Here is an 18,757-nt window from a genome sequence, read left to right on the forward strand (position 1 = left end):
GGCGGCATGGTTTCGCTGCTCGTCGGTCTCATCGACGGCTCGGTCGAGCACCGGGGCCTGCAGGCGTCCGCGCCGGGGCCGAACCCCGAGTGTCGAGCTGATGGTGTCGGCTCCCGACAGTCAGGGATGACCGTGTGACCCTCCCCGGCCGGTGCTCGCCGGCCGGGGAGGGGCCGCTCGCAGGCCGTCGAGCAGCAGGGTGCAGATGACGTCGAGTTCCTGCTCGATGCCCGGGTCCTTCCAGCCACCCGCGAGGCCGGGATGGTGGAAGCGGGTGGTGGCGGTGAAAACAGCACGGGCGGACTCGGCCGGATCGGCGCTGCGGAACGAGCCGTCGGCCATGCCGTCGGCGAGGATGGCTGCCAGCTGGCCCAGCAGGTCCGCCACGTGGTCGCGCGCCGCGCTGCTGTCCTCGGTGACCAGGATCTTGTACGCGGCGAACAGCTCCGGATCGTCGTGGGCCTTGGCCCGCTTCGAGGTCAGCAGGGCGGCGAGCCAGGAGCGTAGCCGCTGGGGCGCTGGGATCCCGGTGTCGCCCACGATGGCGGCCAGGCCATCGCGGTCACGGTTCAGCCAGCGCCGGGAGACCGCTTCGCGCAGCGCCGTCTTGGACGGGAAGTGCTTGTAGACGGCGGCATGGCTGACACCGAGCGCCTTGCCCACGTCGACCACCGTCGCCTTGGCCGGTCCGTGGCGACGCAGCACGTCCTCGGTGGCGGACAGGATCGTCTCCGCGTCCAGCGGCCCGCTCGTCCGCATCAGGCGTGGTGGTTCGGCGAGGCGCGCATCGTCCGAGCGTACCGGTCATCACCGTCGCGGCCCTGATCCCGCCCAGGCTGAGTTGCAGGTTTCAGAATGTGTATTCTGTAACCCGTCGAGACGGAGGCGAGCAAACGTGACCATTCTGGTGACCGGTGCCCGGGGACAGGTCGGCGCTGCGGTACTGAAGGAATTGCTGGACGCCGGGGCGCAGGTCCGCGCGTCCAGCCGCACTCCGCGGCCGGGCGACTTCCCGCACGGCGTTGACGTGGTGCGGGCCGATCTCGCCGACCCGGCGACCCTGCCGGAGGCGCTGGCCGGAGTACGCAAGGTCTTCCTGTACGCCCATCCGGAGACGGGCGGCGAGTTCGCGGCAGCGGCGCGCCGGGCCGGCGTCGAGCATGTGGTCCTGCTGTCCTCCTACTCGGTGCTGGCGCCGGACGCCGCCGCCAATCCGATCGGGCTGCGGCACCTCGCGGCGGAGCGGGCGCTGGAGGACGCCGGGTTCGGCCGGACGTTCGTGCGGCCCGGTTACTTCGCCACCAACTCCCTGCGCTGGCAGTCGATCCGGACCGAGCGGGTGTTGCGTACCGCCTTCCCGGACGCGACGACCGCGCCGGTCCACGAGCGTGACATCGCCGCGGTGGCAGCCCGGGCTCTGCTGGACGACACCCCGGGCGCCGCCTATCCCGTTCTGGGCGCGGGTCCGGTGACCATTCGTGACCAGGTCGCCGTGATCGCCGAGGCGATCGGCGAGCCTGTACGGCTGCAGGAGGTGGACGTCGACACGTACCGCGCCGAGCTGTTGATGCACCTGCCCCGGCCGCTGGTCGACATGGTGCTTCAGGCCCGGGGGAGCGTGCCGACGCTGCCCGCCGAGGTGGCCGTCGATGCCGTGCCCGAGCTCCTGGGCCGGCCCGCGCTGACCTTCGCCGCGTGGGCCCACGACCACGCCGGCGATTTCCGCTGATCATCTCCGTCGGCACCTTCGGATGCCCGGCACCCGGATATCACGAAGGCGCGTGATGCCGGCGACGCCGTGGCGCACGACGATCGTTGCGGACCCGCGCCCGGGTGGTGCTGTCGCCCGGCCGCGCATCGGCCGGGCCGGGACAGTCCATCGTTTAACCACGCTAGGAGATCGAATGGCTTTGAACGGCAGGACGGCGATCGTCACCGGAGCCTCACGCGGAATCGGACGGGCCATCGCCGAACGGCTGGCCCGGGACGGTTTCCGGGTGGTCGCCCACTACCAGCACAACAAGGAGGCGGCCGAGGCGGTCGTCCGCGGCATCGTCGAGAGTGGCGGTGAGGCCGCCGCGATCGGCGGTGACGTCTCCGTGGCCGCCGACGTCCGGGCGCTCTTCGAGTTCGCCGGCGCCCGGGGCGCCGGTGTCGACGTCGTCGTCAACAACGCCGGGGTACTGGTCGGCGGGCCCGTGCAGTACACCTCGGAGGAGGACTTCGACCGCGCGGTCGCGGTGAACTTCAAGAGCGTGTTCCTCTCGGCCCAGGAGGCCGTCAAGGTCCTGCCCGAGGGCGGGCGGATCATCAACATCGCTGCCGGGCTCCCGTCCGGGGCGGTGCCGATGCTCGGCGTCTACGGCGCCACCAAGGTGGCGGTCGAGGTGCTGACCCGTTCGCTGGCGCACCAGTTCGGCCCGCAGGGCATCACGGTGAACGCGGTGGCGCCCGGCCCCACCGACACCGACATGCTCTCGCCCGACGCCCGGCAGAACCTCGACATGATCATCGGTGCCACGCCGCTGCGGCGCCTGGGCCAGCCGGCGGACGTCGCCGCCGTGGTCTCGTTCCTCGCCGGACAGGACTCCGCCTGGGTGACCGGGCAGACCCTGCACGCCGACGGAGGAATGCTGTAGGACCCGGCTCACCGCCGCGCTGAGCTTCCGGGCCCGGTGCCGGCACGACGAGAGGCGCTCGATCATGCCAAGTCCCTTCCCGCTGGTGGGCCGCGACGACACCCAGGCCGCGCTCGACGGCGCACTGGAGGCGCTGGCCGGCGGCACGGGAGGGTGCCTGGTCATCGAGGGCCCGGCGGGGATCGGCAAGACCCGCGTTCTGACCGCCGCGGTCGGCGCGGCCGGCGAGCGGGGGATCACCGTCGCGGCGGGCCGCACCACCGAGCTGGACCGGGTGGCGCCGTTGACCACCTTCCTGGCGGCGCTGCGCACCTCGGTGCCGCCGGTGCTCGACGAGACCCGGATGGCCGACATCACCCGGCACCCGGACGCCAAGTTCTGGCTGGTGGACCAGCTCAGCGAGCGGGTCGAGCAGTTCTGCCGGGACCGGCCGCTGGTGATCGCGATCGACGACATCCAGTGGGTGGACGAGCTCACCTCGCTCGCGCTGCGGGTGATGGTGCCGGCGTTGCAGTCGTCCTCGGTGCTCTGGCTGCTCGCCCGGCGCTCGCACATCTCCCGCACCCCGGCCGCCGCGATGGTGGACTGGTTGATCGACGAGGGCGCCCGGTCGCTCCCGCTGGAGCCGCTGGACCCGCCGGCCGCGGCCCGGTTCTGCGTCAACGTGCTCGGCGCCCGGCCCGGGCCCGGCGTGCTGGCCCTGGCCGACGGCGCCGACGGCAACCCCTTCCTGCTCGAGGAGCTGCTGACCACCTTGCAGGCGACCGGCCGGATCCACCGGTCCGGCGGCCTCGCCGAGGTCTCCGAGGGTCCGCTGCCGGCCAGCTTCGTGACCACTGTGGACCGCCGGCTCAGCGAGCTGCCCGCCCACGTCCGCCGGCTGCTGGAGGTCGGTGCCGTGCTGGGCCGCCCGTTCACCCTGCACGAGGTGGCCGGCCTGCTCGCCCAGCCCACCGCCGAGCTGCTCGGAGCCACCCGCGACGCGGTGGACGCCGGCACGCTGATCGACAGCGGCAGCTCGCTGTGGTTCCGGCACAACCTCATCCGCGAGGCCGTCTACGACGGTCTTCCCGGATCCGCCCGGCAGGCCCTGCACCGGGAGGCGGTCACGGTCCTGCGCAACGAGGGGCGCCCGGCGGCGGAGATCGCCGAGCACTTCGTGCACGGGGCGCAACAGGTCGACCCCCAGTCGATGGAGCTGCTGCGGGACGCCATCGACGAGGTCGCCCACTCCGCGCCCGGCGCCGCCGCCGACCTGATCATGCAGACTCTCGATCTGCTGCGCGGCGACGACCCGGGCCGGCTGCAGCTGATCGCGGACGCTATCCGGCTGCTCGCCTCGGCCGGGCGGCTGGCCGAGGCGCAGAAGCTCGGCGACATCTACCTCAGCTGCGGACTGTCCGCGCCCGACGAGGCCGCGATCCTGCTCGGCCTGGCCGAGGCGCTCAAGCACGCGGGTCAGGACCGCGAGGCGGTCGCGTACATCGAGCGGGCGCTGTGCCGCGAGGGCGTGCCGACCCCGGATCAGGCCCGCCTGCTCGGCGTTCAGGCCCACGGCCTGCTGCAGGTCGGCGAGCTCGACGCGGCCCAGCGGGCCGCGGCCGGGGCGGTCGAGCAGGGCGGGCTCAGTGGTACGCACTCAGCCGTGGTGCTGGGCGGTGCCGCGCAGAGTGCCGTCGCGTACGCCCGGGGTGAGCTCGACCTCGCCCTGCGCCACGCCGACGACGCCGTGACCCTGGCCGACCGGGTCCGCGGCGAGGCACCGCACCGCCATCCGCGGCTCTGGCTGGGCCGGGCCCTGGTGGCCCTGGACCGTACGGACCGCGCCGGCTACGTCTACGAGGCCGACCGCCGGATCGCCGACCAGCTCGGCACGGTGTGGTCGCGTCCGCTGTCCCAGCTGTTCCAGGCCGATCTGCTGCTCTCCACCGGTCAACTGGGCGACGCGGAGGCGGCGGCCGAGGCGGGCCTGCTCGCCGCCGAGCAGCTGGGCGCCACCGCGTGTGCCCCGGCGCTGCTCGCCACGCTCGCCCACCTGGCCGTACGCCGCAAGGACCAGACGGCGGCCCGGCGTCATCTCGACCGTGCCCGGCACTACCTCGACACGGGGGTGTGCGCCACGGACGAGGAAGTGCAGTGGGAGACCGCGCTGTACCACGACGCCGACGGCCGGCCGGAAGCCGCGTTCGAGGCTCTCAGCAGCCTCTACCCGATCCTGGGGGACCGTCCCTACCTGCTCGTGCACGAACCGCTCGCCGCCGCGTCGCTGACCCGGTTCGCCCTCGCCGTCGGCGCGCGGCACGAGGCGGCGAGCGTCGTGGCCGCCGCCCGCCGGGTCGCCGACCGCAATCAGGGAGTGGTGTCGCTCAACGGTGCCGCGCTGCACGCCGAGGGCCTGCTGCACGACGACCTCGACGCCCTGCGCGCGGCCGTCACGGCGTACCGGACGAGCCCGCGTCCGCTGTGCCGGGCCTCGGCGCTGGAGGATCAGGCGGTCGCCGAGCGGTCGCGGGGCGACGACGCGGCCGCGCCCGCCTTGTTCGAGCAGGCCCTGTCGTTGTACGCCGACGCGGGCGCGCACCGCGACGTCCAGCGTCTCCAGGGACGCCTGCGGCGGGCCCGGTCGGGCCGGCCGACGGGACGGGGGACGGCCCGCCGGCCGAAGAGCGGATGGGGCAGCCTCACGGAGTCGGAGCTGCGGGTCGTGCGCCTGGTGGCTCAGGGCCGGACCAACCGGGAGGTGGCGGCCGAGCTCTTCCTGTCCCGGCACACCGTGGACAGCCACATCCGCCACGCGTTCGCCAAGCTGCGGGTGTCCAGCCGGGTCGAGCTGACCCGGCTGGCGCTGGAGAACGACCGCGGGACCGCGTCGTCCTCCGACGGCCTCAGGCCGGCCGCGACACGATGAAGCGGGTCAGCACCGCACCCAGCAGCGTGGCGCCGAGGGCGCACCACAGCGCCGCCGAGTAGCCCGAGACGAGGGCGTCGGCGGGGCTCAGGTCGCCGGCCACCGCTCGCGTCCGGCTGTCGGCCACCGCCGCGAGCACTGCCAGTCCCAGCGCGCCACCGGCCTGGTAGGTGGTGGTGGCCAGCCCGGCCGCCGCCCCGGCGATCGGGTCGTCGATGCCCATGGTGCACACGACGAACGACGAGACGATCGACATGCCGAGCCCGAACGCCCACACCGACGCGGGCACCACGAAGGCCACCACGATCGACCGTTCGTCGCTGAGCAGGGTGGCCCAGGCGGCGAGGGCGGCTGCCTGGATCAGCAGCCCGGCGGCGAGCGCGTTGTGCGGGCCGAACCGCAGCACCCGGGGGGCCACCTGGGTGCCGATCAGCATCGCCAGGGGCACCGGCAGGTAGATCAGCGCCGCGGAGAGCGAGTCGAAGTTGCGCACCTGCTGCAGGAAGAGCGTGATGACGAAGAAGGTCGAGATCAGCACGGTCCCGACCAGCGTGAAGATCACGTTGCCGACCACGACGTTGCGCCGGTCGAACAGTGCGGTCGGCAGCAGCGGGGCGGCGGCCCGGCGCTGCCGTACGACGAACGCCACGATGAGCACCGCGGCCGCCGCGTACTCGGCGATGGTGAGCGCCGAGGTCCAGCCCTGGGCGCTGCCCCGGACCGTGGCGAGGATCAGCAGGATCAGCCCGCCGGTGGCGGCGACGGCGCCGAAGATGTCGAGGCGTTCCCGCGCGCCCCCGGGCGTGGCCGGCAGCAGCCGCAGGCTGGCGGCCAGCACGAACAGCCCGATCGGCAGGTTGATCAGGAAGATCCACTGCCAGGCGGCCGTGGTGAGCAGGCCGCCGAGCACCAGGCCGACCGGCGCGGCGACGCCGGCCATGCCGCTGAAGATGCCGATCGCCTTGTTGCGGTTCGGGCCCTCCGGGAAGATGTCGGTGATCAGCGCCAGCGCGGCGGGAGTGACGAGGGCGGCGCCCAGGCCCTGGAAGAGCCGGCTCACCACCAGCTGCCACGGCTCCGTGGAGGCCGCGCAGGCGAGCGAGAAGAGCGTGAAGACCACGACGCCGGCGATGAACAGCCGGCGCCGGCCGACGATGTCGGTGGCCCGCCCGGCCAGCAGCATGAAGCCCGCGAAGCCGACCAGGTACGCGTCCACCACCCAGGCGATCGTCGTGGGGGTGAAGCCGAGCGAGTCGCTGATGTGCGGCAGCGCGATGTTGACCGCCGAGGCGTCCATGACGGACATGAACTCGATGAGCGCCAGGACCCAGAAGACGGCCCAGGGGCCGCGCCGGACGGCCGGGGGCGCCTGCGCCTTCGCGCCGACACTTGCAGGACTCATCGGAGAACCCGCTTCCTGTTCCGAACTGAATGAGACAGGACCACCGCTGCTCATCCTTCGGGCGGTCCGGCCGCCTTTCATCACGCGTTGTCGTGATTTCACCGGCCGCCGGGTACGGCGGCGCGCGAGGAGATATCCCGGGAAGGCGGGATGACCGGTCCGAGCCCGGCACGAGATGGTTCTCGCCGGCCACCACGACCGGACAGTCCGACGAAAGGCGCGCGCGATGGTTACGTTCTCCCACACGGTCCTCGTCAATGACGAGCGCGCCGACCATCCTGAGATCAAGCTCGGCGGCAAGCGCGTCCAGGACCGGACGGTATCGCCGTGAGCCACGGCGATGCCGCCGGTCCGCTGCTAGGAGTCGTCCCGCCGGTCCAGCTCCGCGATGTGCCCCAGCATCCCCTCGACACCCGCCGTCGCCCGCAGGGTCACGAGGCGCCGGTCCACGCTGTCCCGGACGCGCGTCACGTGCCCGGCCCTCTCCAGCCGGTTGAGCAGCGACGAGGTCGCGCCCGGCGTCAGTCGATGCGTCGGCTCAGAGCGGCCTGGGTCAGCGGCGTGCCGCGTTCCTCCGCCGACAGGATCTCCACCACGGCGTTGGCGTCGGTGGTGTGCAGGCCCATCCGCGTACCGAAATGCCGGCCGAGCTCGGCGAAGGCCACCCCGTGATCGCGCAGCCCGCCGAGCAGACGGTCTCTTTCCGGGACGGCGGGCAGAACGTCGACGTGCGGGGCGCCGCCCGCGACGTCCTCGACCGGATGGGGCTCGAGGAGGCGGTACGCCGCCGGAGCACCACCGAGCAGGGCACGAGCGTCCTCGACGGCAAGGGCCGCGTCATAGCGAGGTTCCCGGTCGAGGACCCGGACGGCCCCACCGCCGAGCTGGAGATCCTCCGCGGCGACCTGGCCCGGGTCATCCGCGGCGAACGGGGGCACCACCCGGGCCACCCTGGCCTTCACCGCCCGCGGGCAGAATCTCGCCGACCTGCCGCTGGACCAGGCGCGCGCGGCGCTGCGCAGCACCTTCCAGGACGCGGGCTGGCAGGCCGAGCGGGTCATGGCCGGCGGATACGTCCTGGCCGCCTGCCTCAGCCGGGCCGAGCCGACCGGCCTCGGCGCCGCGCTCACCCGTTACGAGGGATGGATGCGGCCCTGATCGCGGACGCGCAGAAGCTGCCGCCGGGCACGCCGGGGCTCTTGTACCCGAGGTCCCGGTCCGGTGTGCGGGCCGTACGGCTGGCGGCCCGCATCGGCAGCCTGGGCGTGCTCCGCAAGCTGACGTCCCGGATCGGTCACGTCGCCCGGACCGACCAGCCCCTGCCGCCGATGAATCTCGAGCGGAACGTGCGGTGAACGTGATCAGGCTCAGGTGAGCCTGACGTCGGGGACCCCGCCATCACCCCTTCCCGCAAGGGCTCCTTGACCGCTGTGATCGCGGGACGTCGCGGCCCACGTGGCGAGCAGTTCCAGGCCGTCGCCGGAGGGTGTGCCGGGCTCGGCGGAGTAGGTCACGACCGTCAGGTTGTCGTCGCCGGCCAGCTCGAGCACCTCGAACGCCAACTCCAGCTCGCCGATGGCCGGATGGCTGTACCGCTTCGTGCCGTGGCGGTGCACGTAGACGTCCTGGGCGGCCCACCAGCCGCGGAAGGGCTCGCTGCGCATCGACAGCTCGCCGATCAGGTTCATCAGCTGCCGGTCGTCCGGGTGCCGGGCGGCCGCGGTGCGCAGGGCCGCGACGGCGGAACGGGCCACCTGCGGCCACTGCGCGTAGAACGCCTGCGCGTGCGGGTCCAGGAACATGAACCGCATAGAGTTCACCGGCCGGGCCGGGCTCGCGGTGACCATGGGCGCGTAGAGGGCCAGCCCGAGCGCGTTCCCGGCCAGGATGTCGAAGCGGTGGTTGCGCAGGAACGCCGGTACGCCCGTCATCGAGTCCAGCATCCGCCGGATCGCCGGGCGGATCTCGGGTGCCTTCTCGCGCCGGGGGCGGGCGGCCGGCCGGCCCGCGGCGCGAGCCAGATGGTGGAGGTGCGCGGTCTCGGTGTCGTCCAGCCGCAGCGCGCGGGCGATGGCATCCAGGACGCCGTCGGAGGCGCCGGCGAGGTTGCCGCGTTCCAGCCGGGTGTAGTACTCGACGCTGACCCCCGCGAGAGCGGCCACCTCACCGCGGCGGAGCCCGGCGACCCGGCGGCTGCCGTACGCGGGGATGCCCACCTGCTCCGGGCTCACCTTCGCCCGGCGGGAGCTGAGGAACGCGCGGACCTCGCTGCGGTTGTCCATGCACCCAGGCTAGGCACGCCGTCCGGCGCGAGGGGGTCCCTGGCGTTACCCCTTTGCGCAGGGTCTCCCGGCAGGATCCGTTTCGGCGCAGGCTCTCGGGATACGTCACTTGCTGTCCGGCCACCGAGAGGAACATTTCATGACCACCGTCCCCAGCCTGACGCTGAACAACGGTGTCGGGATGCCCGCCATCGGACTCGGCGTCTTCCAGACCCCGCCGGAGGAGACCCGGGCCGCCGTCGCGGCCGCGCTGGCGACCGGCTACCGGCACATCGACACCGCCGCCGCCTACGGCAACGAGCGGCAGGTGGGCGAGGCCGTCGCCGGATCCGGCGCCGCGGTCTTCCTGGAGACCAAGATCTGGATCAGCGACTACGGGTACGAAGAGACGCTGCACGCCTTCGACAAGAGTGCCGGCAAGCTCGGCGTCGACCGGATCGACCTGCTGATCCTGCACCAGGCGCTGCCCTCGGAGTTCGGCCGGACCCTCGGGGCGTACCGCGCGCTGGAGAAGCTGCTGGGCGACGGCAAGGTGCGCGCCATCGGTGTCAGCAACTTCATGGTCGAACACCTGCAGACCCTGCTGGACCGGGCCACGGTGGTGCCCGCGGTCAACCAGATCGAGGTCCACCCCTACTTCCAGCAGCGCGACGTGCAGGATTTCGGGGCGCAGCACGGCATCCTCACCCAGGCGTGGGCACCGATCGGCGGCATCACGTTCTACCGCGACAGCGGGCACACCAGCACGCTGCAGGACCCGGTGATCGGCGAGATCGCGAAGGCCCACGGCCGGACACCCGCGCAGGTCATGCTGCGCTGGCACCTGCAGCAGGGCCGCCAGGTGATCCCGAAGTCGACCAGGCCGCAGCGGATCGCGGAGAACGTCGACGTGTTCGGCTTCGAGCTCACCGGCGAGCAGCTCGCCGCGATCGACGCCCTGGACACGGGCAGGCGCGGCGGCCCCGAGCCCGCCGAGGTCACCCTCGAGCGCTTCGGCCGCGAGATCCCCGAGTCCTGAACCACCCGACCCGCCAACCACACGGAGGACGATCATGCGTACCGCGAAGCTCGGCGACCTGGAGGTCGCCCGGATCGGCCTCGGCGCGATGGGGATGTCGCACGGCTACACCGGCGCCGGCAGCGACGACGCCGAGTCGATCCGCACCATCCACCGGGCCGTCGACCTGGGCGTCACCCTGATCGACACCGCCGAGGTCTACGGCCCCTACGTCAACGAGGAACTGGTCGGCCGGGCCCTGCGGGGACGCCGCGACCGGGTGGTGCTGGCCACCAAGTTCGGCCTGATCTCGCACACCGGCCGCGCCGCGGGCCGGCCCGACAGCAGCCCGGACAGCATCCGCGCCGCGGTCGACGGCTCCCTGCAGCGCCTCGGCACCGACCACATCGACCTGTACTACCAGCACCGCGTCGACCCGGACACCCCGATCGAGGACACCATGGGCGCCCTCGCGGAACTGGTCCAGCAGGGCAAGATCCGCTTCGTCGGGCTGTCCGAGGCGTGGACCGGCACCATCCGCCGGGCGCACGCCGTCCACCCGGTCACCGCCGTGCAGTCGGAGTACTCGCTGTGGACGCGTGACCAGGAGCTGCTGCTGCCGGTGCTGCGTGAGCTGGGGATCGGGCTGGTGGCGTACTCGCCGCTCGGTCGTGGTTTCCTCACCGGCTCCCTGCGGTCACCGGCGGATCTGGAGCAACTCGACGACAGCGACTTCCGCAAGAACCACCCGCGATTCACCGGGGAGAACTTCGCGCGCAATCTGCGCATCGCGGACCGGGTGCAGGCGGTCGCCGGACAGGCGGGCTGTACGCCGGCCCAGGTGGCGCTGGCCTGGCTGCTCGCTCAGGGGGAGGACGTCGTCCCCATTCCCGGGACCAAGCGGGTGAGCCGGGTGGAGGAGAACACGGCTGCGGACGCGGTGCAGCTCAGCGCGGAGCAGATCGCGTCGCTCACCGCGCTGCCGCCGGCCGAGGGCGGTCACCACACCGACGACCAGATGCGGCTGATCGAACGCTGACCCGCCACGCGGCCACCCGCCCCCTGAGCGGCGAGTTGATCTGGCAGGATCGCGCGCATGATGCTGCGGCGCGCCCGGGGGGCGGCGGCTCTGCTGCTGGCCGTGGCCGGGGTGGCGCTGACCGCGGCGACGCTGCTGGCCGCGCTCACCGTGTACAGCGCGGCGGTGACCGAGGCCAGCGTGCGGACCGCCGTGGCCGCCGCCGATCCGGCCGAGCGCTCCATTCTGGTGCGCGGCACGGCCGGCGACGACCCGGCTGTGCAACAACAGCGGGACGCCGCGCTGCGCCGGTCGTTCGGCTCCGGGCTGGGTGGTGTGCCCGTCACGGTCGTCGGTGCCGCGTACGGCGTCGGCTGGGGGCTCGCCGAGCCGACCGGTGCGGTCCGGCCCGACTCGACCGGGGTCGCGTACGCGTCGGTCCTGCACGTCGACGACCTTGCCGACCATGCGCGGCTGACCGCCGGCCGGTGGGCCGCCCCGGGGTCGTCACCGGCCCAGGCCACGCTGGCCGAGCCGGCCGCCCGGCTGCTCGGGCGCACGGTGGGGGACCGGATCCCGCTCACCGACCGCCGCACCGGGCGGGTGACCGAGGTGGTGGTGGCCGGAGTGTGGCGGCCGGTGGATGCCGGCGACCCGTACTGGCGGCTGATGCCGGAGGCCGCGACCGGCGTGCGGCCGCAGTCCGCGACCTACGGGCCGCTGGTGGTCGACCGGGCCGACTTCGCGGCCGGCTTCGCCCCCTCCGCGTCCGCCGCCTGGCTGGTGACCCCGCAGCTGGACGCGACCACGCTGGACGAGGTGAGCCGGGTCGCCGCCGCGGCGGCCGCGGCCGGGACGGGACTGCCGCCGCCGCGCGGGCTGGACGAGTCGGCGTCGGCCGAGACCGGCCTGCCCGCGCTCGCCGCCCGGCTGCCCCGCGCCGACCTGGTCGGCCGGTCCACGCTGGTCACCCCGGCGCTGTTGATCATCGTGCTGGCCGGGTACGGGCTGCTGCTCATGGCCGTGGTGCTCGCCGAGGACCGGCGCGGCGAGACGGCCCTGCTGCGGGCACGCGGTGCGTCGCGCGGCTGGCTGGCCGGGCTCGCCGTGCGGGAGGCGCTGCTGGTGGTGCTGCCCGCGGCGGCGTTCGGGCCGGTGCTGGCGTTCGGCCTGGTCGAGCTGGCGAGCCGGATTCCGGCCCTGGCCGCCGTGCTCGATCTGCGTCCCCGCCTCACCGCCTTCACGTGGCTGGTGGCGGCGGTGGCCGCGGCCGGGTGCGCGCTGGCCGTCGCGGGTCCGGCGGCGCGCCGTGGGCGCGCGTACGCCGCCGAGCTGGCCGCCCGCTCCCGGCCGCGCACCCGGTCGGCGGTGCTGCGCGCCGGCCTGGACGTGGTGCTGCTGGCCCTGGCCGTGCTGAGCTGGCTGCAGTTGCGTCAGTACGCGTCCCCGCTGTCGGGCGCGGGCTCGGGCGGCGCGCTGGGCATCGACCCGCTGCTCGCCGCGGCGCCGACGCTCGGAGTGATCGCCGGTGCCGTGCTCACGCTGCGGGTGCTGCCCCCGGCGGCGCGCCTCGGGGCCCGGCTCGCGGAACGGTCGGCCGACAGTGCGGCGGTGTTCGGGGCCTGGCAGGCCGGTCGCCGGTCGCACGCGGGCCCGATGGTCCTGGTGGCGCTGGCGGTCGCCGCGGGCACGGTGTCGTGGTGCCTGGCCGGCACGTCCGAGCGCTCCGCGGCCGACCAGGCCGACCTGCGCGCCGGCGCCGACCTGCGGCTGGTCGAGAACGCCGGGGTCCCGCTGGCGGACCGGTCCGCCGCCCTCGCCGCGCTGCCGGGAGTGGCGACCGCGCTGCCCGGCGTGCGCACCAGCGTCTCCCTCGGCAGCGGCGGCGGCACGGGTGGCCTTGTCGCCCTGGACGCGTCGGCCGGGCCGCGCGTGGTGCGCATCCGTGACGACATCGCCGGTGGCGACCCCGACGGCCTGTGGCGCACGCTGGCCGCCGCCCGGCCCGCCGGGGGCGAGGCCGAGGTGCCCGGCCGCGGCACCGTCACGACGGGTCCGGGGGTACGGACGACCGCCCTGTTCGCCGATCCGACCGGCCGGCAGGTGCGCACGCCGATCGAGCCGGACGCCACCGGCCGGTTCACCCTGGCGCCCCCGGCCGGCGGCTCGTGGCGGCTGGCCGGGTTCCTCGTCCAGGCGTCCGCCGCGGCGTCCGGGTCCACGGTGGACTGGCGGCTCGACGGCCTGGACGTGCCGCTGTCCGCGCCGCAATGGCAGCTGGCGGACCGGGAGTTCACCGAGCCGGTCGCGCACCCCCGGCCGGATGTCCTGACCGCGGCCTACCGGGTGCCCGAATCGGGCCGGGTGGACTTCGCGGTCGTGCCCGCCGTGGCCGCCACGCCGGTGCCGGTGGCGGTCACCCCCGCCGCGCTCGCCGAGCTGCGCCTGCGGACCGGGCAGACCACCACGCTCAACGTCGAGGGCGTCCAGGTGGACGTCAAGATCGCCGACACGATCGCGGCGGTGCCCGGCACGGACGGCGGCCCCGCGCTGCTGGCCGACCTCCCGTCGCTCAACGCCCAGCTGCTCGGCCGGCGCGGCGTCGTCCCGGCGATCCAGGAATGGTGGCTCGCCACCGGCGAGGACGCGCACGCCGCCGCGGCGAGCGCCGCGGCCCGGCTGGACGGCATCCAGGTCGTCGACCGGCGGGCGCTGGCCGCCGCCAGCAGCGACCCGTTCGGCGCCGGGGCCCGCGCGGCGCTCTTCGGAGCGGCCCTGGCCGCGCTCCTGCTGGCCGCCGTCGGCGTCGCGGTGGACGTGCAGGCCACCACCCGGCGGCGCGCGGGTGAGCTGGCGGTGCTGCACGCCCTCGGCGCGGGCCGGCGGCTGCTCACCCGCTCGCTGCTCGTGGAGCAGGCGTTCCTGACCGGGCTGGGCGCGCTCACCGGGCTGCTCACCGGCGTGCTCGTCGCGATCGCGGTGGCCCCGCTGCTGGTGCTGACGCCCGCCGCCGCGCGGCCGGTGCCGGTGGCGCTGCCGGCCATCGAGTGGCTTCGCGCCGCCGGTACGGGCGTCGTGCTCGTCGCCCTCGCCCTTGCCCTGACCGCGCTGGCCGCGGTCCGCATGCACCGCCGCCTCGTGGCGGCCCCGCCCACCTGGGGGCAGGACCAGTGACCGCTCTGCTGCACCGCGCCCGCGCCTTCGCCGGTGGACTGGCCTTGCTCGCCGTCCTCGCCCTGGTGGCGTCCCTGCTGGTGAGCGGCGTGCCGAAGCTGGCCAACGGTTACACCGACGCGGGCCTGCGCGCGGACATCGTGCGGTTGCCGCACACCGCCCGCGACGTGACGTTCGGCAGCGTGCGCGCCCGCTTCCCGCTGGACCCCTCCGCCGATGTCGTCCGCGACGGCCCGGCCCGGCTCGACACCTACCGGCGGCAGCTCGGCGCGCCGCTGCCCGATCTGATCAGCGACCAGTGGTACACCGCGCGGGTCGGCCCCAACGGTGTGCGTACCAGCGGCGACGTCGCACCGTTCCTGGGCAACTGCACGCCGAGCCTGTCGGTGCGCACGCTGACCGGCGCCGACCAGGCGATCCGGATGGTCGAGGGCCGCCCGCCGGCCTCGGGCGGCACCGTCGAGGCGACGCTGGCCCGCCCGGCCGCCACGGCCATGAAGGTGCGGGTCGGTTCGACCTTCACCCTGACCGGCTCGTACGGCCGGGTGCCGGTGCAGGTGGTCGGCATCTTCGAGCAGAACGACCCGGGGGCGGCGATCTGGGCCGACATGCCGCTCACCCAGACGGCCTGCCCGAACCCGGACGACGGCGTCACCGTGCGGGCCGGCCTGCTCACCGACGACGCCGGCCTGCGGTTCGCCGCCGAGCGCACCGGCGACGTGGTGCACGAGTGGCGCTTCCGGATCGCCGAGGAACGTCTGACGGCCCCGGACGTGCCGGCGCTGGCCGCGGCCGTGGCAGCCGCCCGGCGCAGCCCACCGCCGCGGACGGCGCTGGTCAGCGGCCTCGAGGCCTCTCTGAGCCGCTTCACCGGCGAGCAGACCGCCGTCGCCGCGCTGCTGGCCGTCGTGCAGGCGGGCGTCCTGGCCACCCTGCTCGGGCTGATCGCGCTCGCGGCCGGGCTGGTCGTGGAGCGGCGCCGCGCCGAGTTCGCCCTGATCCGGGCCCGTGGTGGTGCCGCCGCGACCATCGGCGGCCGGCTGCTGGCCGAGACGGTGCTGGTCGTGCCCGCCGCCGTGCTCGCGGGCGCGCTCGCCGGGGCCCTGCTGCCCGGGCGGGCGCCCGCGTACGGCTGGCTGCCGTTGCTCGCGGTGGCCGCCGTGGCCACCTTGACCGCGCCGGTGCTGGCCACGGCGACGCAGCGGCATCCCACCTTCGCCGGGCGCCGCCGGGACCTCACGCGCTCGCGTCCGTCGGCCCGGCGGTTCGTCGCCGAGGCCTTCGTCGTGCTCCTCGCCGTGCTCGGTGTGCTGCTGGTCCGCCGGCGCGGACTGGCCGCGACCGACGGCGTGGACCCGTACCTGGTGGTGGTGCCGGTCCTGCTCGCGGTGGCGGTGGCGTTGATCGTCCTGCGGCTGTTGCCGTGGCCGCTGCGGCTGGCCGGGCGCCTGACCGCGCGGGCCCGGGGCGCTGTGCCGTTCCTCGGCCTGGCCGGGGCCGGCCGCGGCTCCCCGGTGCACACCGCGCCGCTGGCGGTGCTCGTCGTGGCCGTCGCCACCGGCGTCTTCACCGGCACGGTGACCGGCTCGATCGCCGACGCCCGCGACCGCGCGACGGACCAGGAGGTCGCCGGGGACGCCCTGATCACCGGGGCCGGGTTCGGGGCGGACACCGCGCGGACTCTGTCCGCTGTTCCCGGGGTGACGGCGGTGGCGCCGCTGTGGGTCGCCGGTGGCGCGCCGCTGCGCGCCGGCGGCGGCCAGACGCAGGGTCAGGTGCGCGTGCTCGTCGTCGACGGCCCGGCCGCCGAACGGGTGCTGCGCGACAGCGGCAGCAGCCTGCGCCTGCCGCCGGCCCTGATCCGGGCCGGCCGCGGCGGTGACGCCGTGCCCGCCCTCGTGTCACCCGACCTGGCCGCGCCGGTCGGCACCGAGGGCGCGGTGGACGTGCAGGGCACGCCCTACCGGTTCCGGGTCGCCGCGATCGCCGCCGAGGCGCCGGGGCTGGGCGTGGGGGCCCAGCGGTTCGTCGTGTTGCCGGCCCAGGCGTTGCCCGTCGCCGCGCAGCAGCCCTTGCGGTTCAACCGTTTCGTCGTCGCGGGCACCGGCGCGGATCCCGATGCGCTGCGCCGCGCCGGGGACGCCGGGCAGCTCGCGTATCTGACCAGCGGGCTCGGCCGCGCGCCGGCCGACTGGGCGCTGCCGCCGACGACCGTCACGACGTGGCGCGCCCAGCGTGCCTCTCTGGAGGAAAGCGGCGTCAACCGGGTGCTCAGCTTCTCCTTCGCCGCGGGGGCCACGAGCGCGGTCCTGCTGGCGCTGCTGGCCGTCGCCTTCGCCGTGCTCGCCGGGGCGCCGGGACGCGGCGCCACGCTGTCGCGGCTGCGGACCCTCGGACTGTCCGCCGGCCAGGGGCGCAGGCTGCTGCTGTACGAGCTCGTACCGCTGCTGATCGTCGCCCTGCTCGCCGGCGGCCTGGTCGGCGTCGCGCTCCCGCGGCTGCTCGGTCCCGCCCTCGGGCTGTCGGGGTTCACCGCGGGAGTGCCGGCCCGTGATCACATCGACCCGGCGCTGGTCGCCGCCGTGCTCGCCGCGGTGATCCTCGCCGTCGCCGCGGCGCTGCTGGTGGAGAGTGCCGCGAACCGCCGGATGCGCCTGGGCGAGGCGCTGCGGCTCGGAGGGGAGTACGGATGACCGAGGATCTCGCCGCTCTGGAACGCCGGGCCGAGCAGCGGGCGGCGGCCCGGGCCGGTGGCACCGACCGGCTGGCCGGGCACATCGTGTGCGACGGCCTGGTGCGGATCTACAAGACCGACGGTGTCGAGGTCGTCGCCCTGCAGGGCCTGGACCTCGTCGTCGACCGCGGGGAGCTGGTGGCCATCGTCGGCGCGTCCGGCTCCGGCAAGTCCACCGTGCTCAACATCCTGTCCGGGCTGGACGTGCCTACCGCGGGCGTGGCCCGGGTCGCCGGCTACGACCTGCTGAGCATGTCGGCCAAGAGCCGGCTCGCGTACCGGCGGCGGACGGTCGGCTTCGTGTGGCAGCAGACCGCGCGCAATCTGCTGCCGTACCTGAACGCGCGGGAGAACGTCGAGCTGCCGGTGCGGCTGGCCCGCGGCAGCCGCCGGGCCGCCCGGGCCCGCGCCGACGAACTGCTGGAGCTGGTCGGCCTGGCCGACCAGGCGGACCGGCGCCCGGCCCGCCTCAGCGGCGGCGAGCAGCAGCGCTGCGCCGTCGCCGTGGCGCTGGCCAACGACCCGGAGGTGCTGTTCGCCGACGAGCCGACCGGCGAGCTGGACGAGGCCACCGCGGTGGAGGTCTTCGGCGCGCTGCGCACCGTGAACGCCGAGCTGGGCGTCACCGTGGTGGTGGTGACCCACGACCGCAACGTCGCCGGTGAGGTGCGCCGGGCGGTCGCGATCCGCGACGGCCGGACGGCCGCGGAGGTACGCCGCTCGGCGCGCCGCGGCACCGACGGGGTGGAGGAGATGGTCAGCGAGGAGTACGCGGTGCTCGACCGCAACGGCCGCCTGCAGTTGCCGGCCGCGTTCGTCGAGGCGCTGACCCTGCGCGACCGGGTGCGGCTGACCCTGGAACCCGATCACGTGGCCGTGCGGCCCGGGGAGGAGCACTGATGTCCGACACGGTGGTCCGGGTGAGCGACCTGGGACGCGACTTCCCGGCCGGCGACGGCGTGGTGCACGCCGTACGCGGGGTGTCGTTCACGGTGGCGCGCGGGGAGCTGGTCGCCGTCCGAGGCCGGTCCGGCGCGGGCAAGTCGACCTTGCTCAACCTGATCGGCGGGCTGGACCGGCCCACCACCGGCCGGATCGAGGTGGCCGGGCGGGACGTCGGCGGGGCCTCCGAGCGGGAGCTGCTGGAGTTGCGCCGGACCACGATCGGCTTCATCTTCCAGTCGTTCGGGCTCATCCCGATCCTGTCCGCGGCCGAGAACGTCGGGGTGCCGCTGCGCCTGGCCCGGCGCCCGGCCGCCGAACGGGACCAGCGGGTGGCCGTGCTGCTGGAGCTGGTCGGCCTGGGCGCGCACGCGGAGCAACGGCCGTACGAGCTGTCCGGCGGCCAGCAGCAGCGGGTGGCCGTGGCGCGGGCGCTCGCCAACGAGCCGCTGTTGCTGGTCGCGGACGAACCCACGGGCCAGCTCGACTCGGACACCGGGCGGTCCATCATGGACCTGCTGCGGGCGGTGGTCGACGCGCACGGGATGACCGTGCTGGTGGCCACCCACGACGCGAGCCTGATGGACCGGGCGGACCGGGTCCTCAGCCTGCGCGACGGCACCCTCGTCGACTGACAGGTGACATGGGCGAAGCCCGGCCG

Annotated in this window: 14 protein-coding genes; 10 read left to right on the top strand and 4 right to left on the bottom strand. The window is 74.8% G+C overall.

Translation table 11 applies throughout. The features are described 5' to 3' along the window. Positions 1–120: 120 nt before the first annotated feature. Positions 121–759: a TetR/AcrR family transcriptional regulator gene (locus Aau02nite_RS42525; protein WP_212994364.1), complete on the bottom strand. Its 639-nt coding sequence runs from the start codon at positions 757–759 to the stop codon at positions 121–123. A gap of 136 nt (positions 760–895) precedes the next feature. On the opposite strand from Aau02nite_RS42525, the gene Aau02nite_RS42530 reads away from it, so the two are divergent. The 3 genes from Aau02nite_RS42530 (at position 896) to Aau02nite_RS42540 (ending at position 5,547) form a co-directional block, all read left to right on the top strand. After that, positions 896–1,729, top strand: coding sequence for an NAD(P)H-binding protein (locus tag Aau02nite_RS42530; protein ID WP_212994365.1), 834 nt, complete (start codon positions 896–898; stop codon positions 1,727–1,729). Positions 1,730–1,904: 175 nt separating this feature from the next. Continuing rightward, positions 1,905–2,639: an SDR family oxidoreductase gene (locus tag Aau02nite_RS42535; protein ID WP_212994366.1), complete on the top strand. Its 735-nt coding sequence runs from the start codon at positions 1,905–1,907 to the stop codon at positions 2,637–2,639. A 64-nt stretch (positions 2,640–2,703) separates the two neighbouring features. Further along, on the top strand, positions 2,704–5,547 hold the full coding sequence (locus Aau02nite_RS42540; RefSeq protein WP_212994367.1) for a helix-turn-helix transcriptional regulator: 2,844 nt from the start codon (positions 2,704–2,706) through the stop codon (positions 5,545–5,547). Here Aau02nite_RS42540 and Aau02nite_RS42545 read toward each other — a convergent pair. Next, entirely contained in the window at positions 5,525–6,949 is a 1,425-nt protein-coding gene (locus Aau02nite_RS42545; protein ID WP_212994368.1) for an MFS transporter, read from the bottom strand. The two genes, Aau02nite_RS42540 and Aau02nite_RS42545, sit on opposite strands and share 23 nt — an antisense overlap. Positions 6,950–7,470: 521 nt before the next feature. After that, positions 7,471–8,010: a hypothetical protein gene (locus tag Aau02nite_RS42550; RefSeq protein WP_212994369.1), complete on the bottom strand. Its 540-nt coding sequence runs from the start codon at positions 8,008–8,010 to the stop codon at positions 7,471–7,473. 81 nt (positions 8,011–8,091) lie between these two features. On the opposite strand from Aau02nite_RS42550, the gene Aau02nite_RS42555 reads away from it, so the two are divergent. Further along, positions 8,092–8,304, top strand: a complete 213-nt coding sequence (locus tag Aau02nite_RS42555; protein ID WP_212994370.1) for a hypothetical protein — start codon at positions 8,092–8,094, stop codon at positions 8,302–8,304. A gap of 12 nt (positions 8,305–8,316) precedes the next feature. Here Aau02nite_RS42555 and Aau02nite_RS42560 read toward each other — a convergent pair whose 3' ends face one another. Then, a complete protein-coding gene (locus tag Aau02nite_RS42560; protein ID WP_212994371.1) occupies positions 8,317–9,231 on the bottom strand; it encodes a helix-turn-helix transcriptional regulator in 915 nt (304 codons plus the stop codon). A gap of 139 nt (positions 9,232–9,370) precedes the next feature. Between Aau02nite_RS42560 and Aau02nite_RS42565 the strand changes: the two genes are divergently transcribed. Genes Aau02nite_RS42565 through Aau02nite_RS42590 form a run of 6 tightly spaced genes read left to right on the top strand, consistent with a single transcriptional unit; the run spans position 9,371 to position 18,731 of the window. After that, the gene (locus tag Aau02nite_RS42565) at positions 9,371–10,249 is read left to right on the top strand and encodes an aldo/keto reductase (protein ID WP_212994372.1); all 879 of its coding nucleotides are present in this window, start codon (positions 9,371–9,373) and stop codon (positions 10,247–10,249) included. Between the two features lie 34 nt (positions 10,250–10,283). After that, positions 10,284–11,267: an aldo/keto reductase gene (locus tag Aau02nite_RS42570; RefSeq protein WP_212994373.1), complete on the top strand. Its 984-nt coding sequence runs from the start codon at positions 10,284–10,286 to the stop codon at positions 11,265–11,267. Between the two features lie 57 nt (positions 11,268–11,324). Beyond that, complete coding sequence (locus Aau02nite_RS42575) at positions 11,325–14,420, top strand: FtsX-like permease family protein (protein ID WP_212994374.1); 3,096 nt, start codon at positions 11,325–11,327, stop codon at positions 14,418–14,420. After that, a complete protein-coding gene (locus tag Aau02nite_RS42580; RefSeq protein WP_212994375.1) occupies positions 14,417–17,113 on the top strand; it encodes an ABC transporter permease in 2,697 nt (898 codons plus the stop codon). Before Aau02nite_RS42575 ends, Aau02nite_RS42580 begins: the two co-directional genes overlap by 4 nt. Beyond that, positions 17,110–18,054, top strand: a complete 945-nt coding sequence (locus tag Aau02nite_RS42585) for an ABC transporter ATP-binding protein (RefSeq protein ID WP_212994376.1) — start codon at positions 17,110–17,112, stop codon at positions 18,052–18,054. The genes Aau02nite_RS42580 and Aau02nite_RS42585 overlap by 4 nt, the downstream gene beginning before the upstream one ends. After that, entirely contained in the window at positions 18,054–18,731 is a 678-nt protein-coding gene (locus tag Aau02nite_RS42590; RefSeq protein ID WP_212994377.1) for an ABC transporter ATP-binding protein, read from the top strand. The genes Aau02nite_RS42585 and Aau02nite_RS42590 overlap by 1 nt, the downstream gene beginning before the upstream one ends. The last annotated feature ends 26 nt before the right edge of the window (positions 18,732–18,757 follow it).

Origin of the sequence: Actinoplanes auranticolor (assembly GCF_018332655.1) — a bacterium.
Classification (GTDB): domain Bacteria; phylum Actinomycetota; class Actinomycetes; order Mycobacteriales; family Micromonosporaceae; genus Actinoplanes; species Actinoplanes auranticolor.

Bases quoted from the DNA above. Each gene is read 5' to 3' on its own strand.
- Aau02nite_RS42525 (WP_212994364.1), bottom strand. From the start codon at position 759: ATGCGGACGAGCGGGCCGCTGGACGCGGAGACGATCCTGTCCGCCACC.
- Aau02nite_RS42535 (WP_212994366.1), top strand. From the start codon at position 1,905: ATGGCTTTGAACGGCAGGACGGCGATCGTCACCGGAGCCTCACGCGGA.
- Aau02nite_RS42540 (WP_212994367.1), top strand. From the start codon at position 2,704: ATGCCAAGTCCCTTCCCGCTGGTGGGCCGCGACGACACCCAGGCCGCG.
- Aau02nite_RS42545 (WP_212994368.1), bottom strand. From the start codon at position 6,949: ATGAGTCCTGCAAGTGTCGGCGCGAAGGCGCAGGCGCCCCCGGCCGTC.
- Aau02nite_RS42550 (WP_212994369.1), bottom strand. From the start codon at position 8,010: ATGACCCGCTCGGCCTGCCAGCCCGCGTCCTGGAAGGTGCTGCGCAGC.
- Aau02nite_RS42555 (WP_212994370.1), top strand. From the start codon at position 8,092: ATGGATGCGGCCCTGATCGCGGACGCGCAGAAGCTGCCGCCGGGCACG.
- Aau02nite_RS42560 (WP_212994371.1), bottom strand. From the start codon at position 9,231: ATGGACAACCGCAGCGAGGTCCGCGCGTTCCTCAGCTCCCGCCGGGCG.
- Aau02nite_RS42565 (WP_212994372.1), top strand. From the start codon at position 9,371: ATGACCACCGTCCCCAGCCTGACGCTGAACAACGGTGTCGGGATGCCC.
- Aau02nite_RS42570 (WP_212994373.1), top strand. From the start codon at position 10,284: ATGCGTACCGCGAAGCTCGGCGACCTGGAGGTCGCCCGGATCGGCCTC.
- Aau02nite_RS42575 (WP_212994374.1), top strand. From the start codon at position 11,325: ATGATGCTGCGGCGCGCCCGGGGGGCGGCGGCTCTGCTGCTGGCCGTG.
- Aau02nite_RS42585 (WP_212994376.1), top strand. From the start codon at position 17,110: ATGACCGAGGATCTCGCCGCTCTGGAACGCCGGGCCGAGCAGCGGGCG.
- Aau02nite_RS42590 (WP_212994377.1), top strand. From the start codon at position 18,054: ATGTCCGACACGGTGGTCCGGGTGAGCGACCTGGGACGCGACTTCCCG.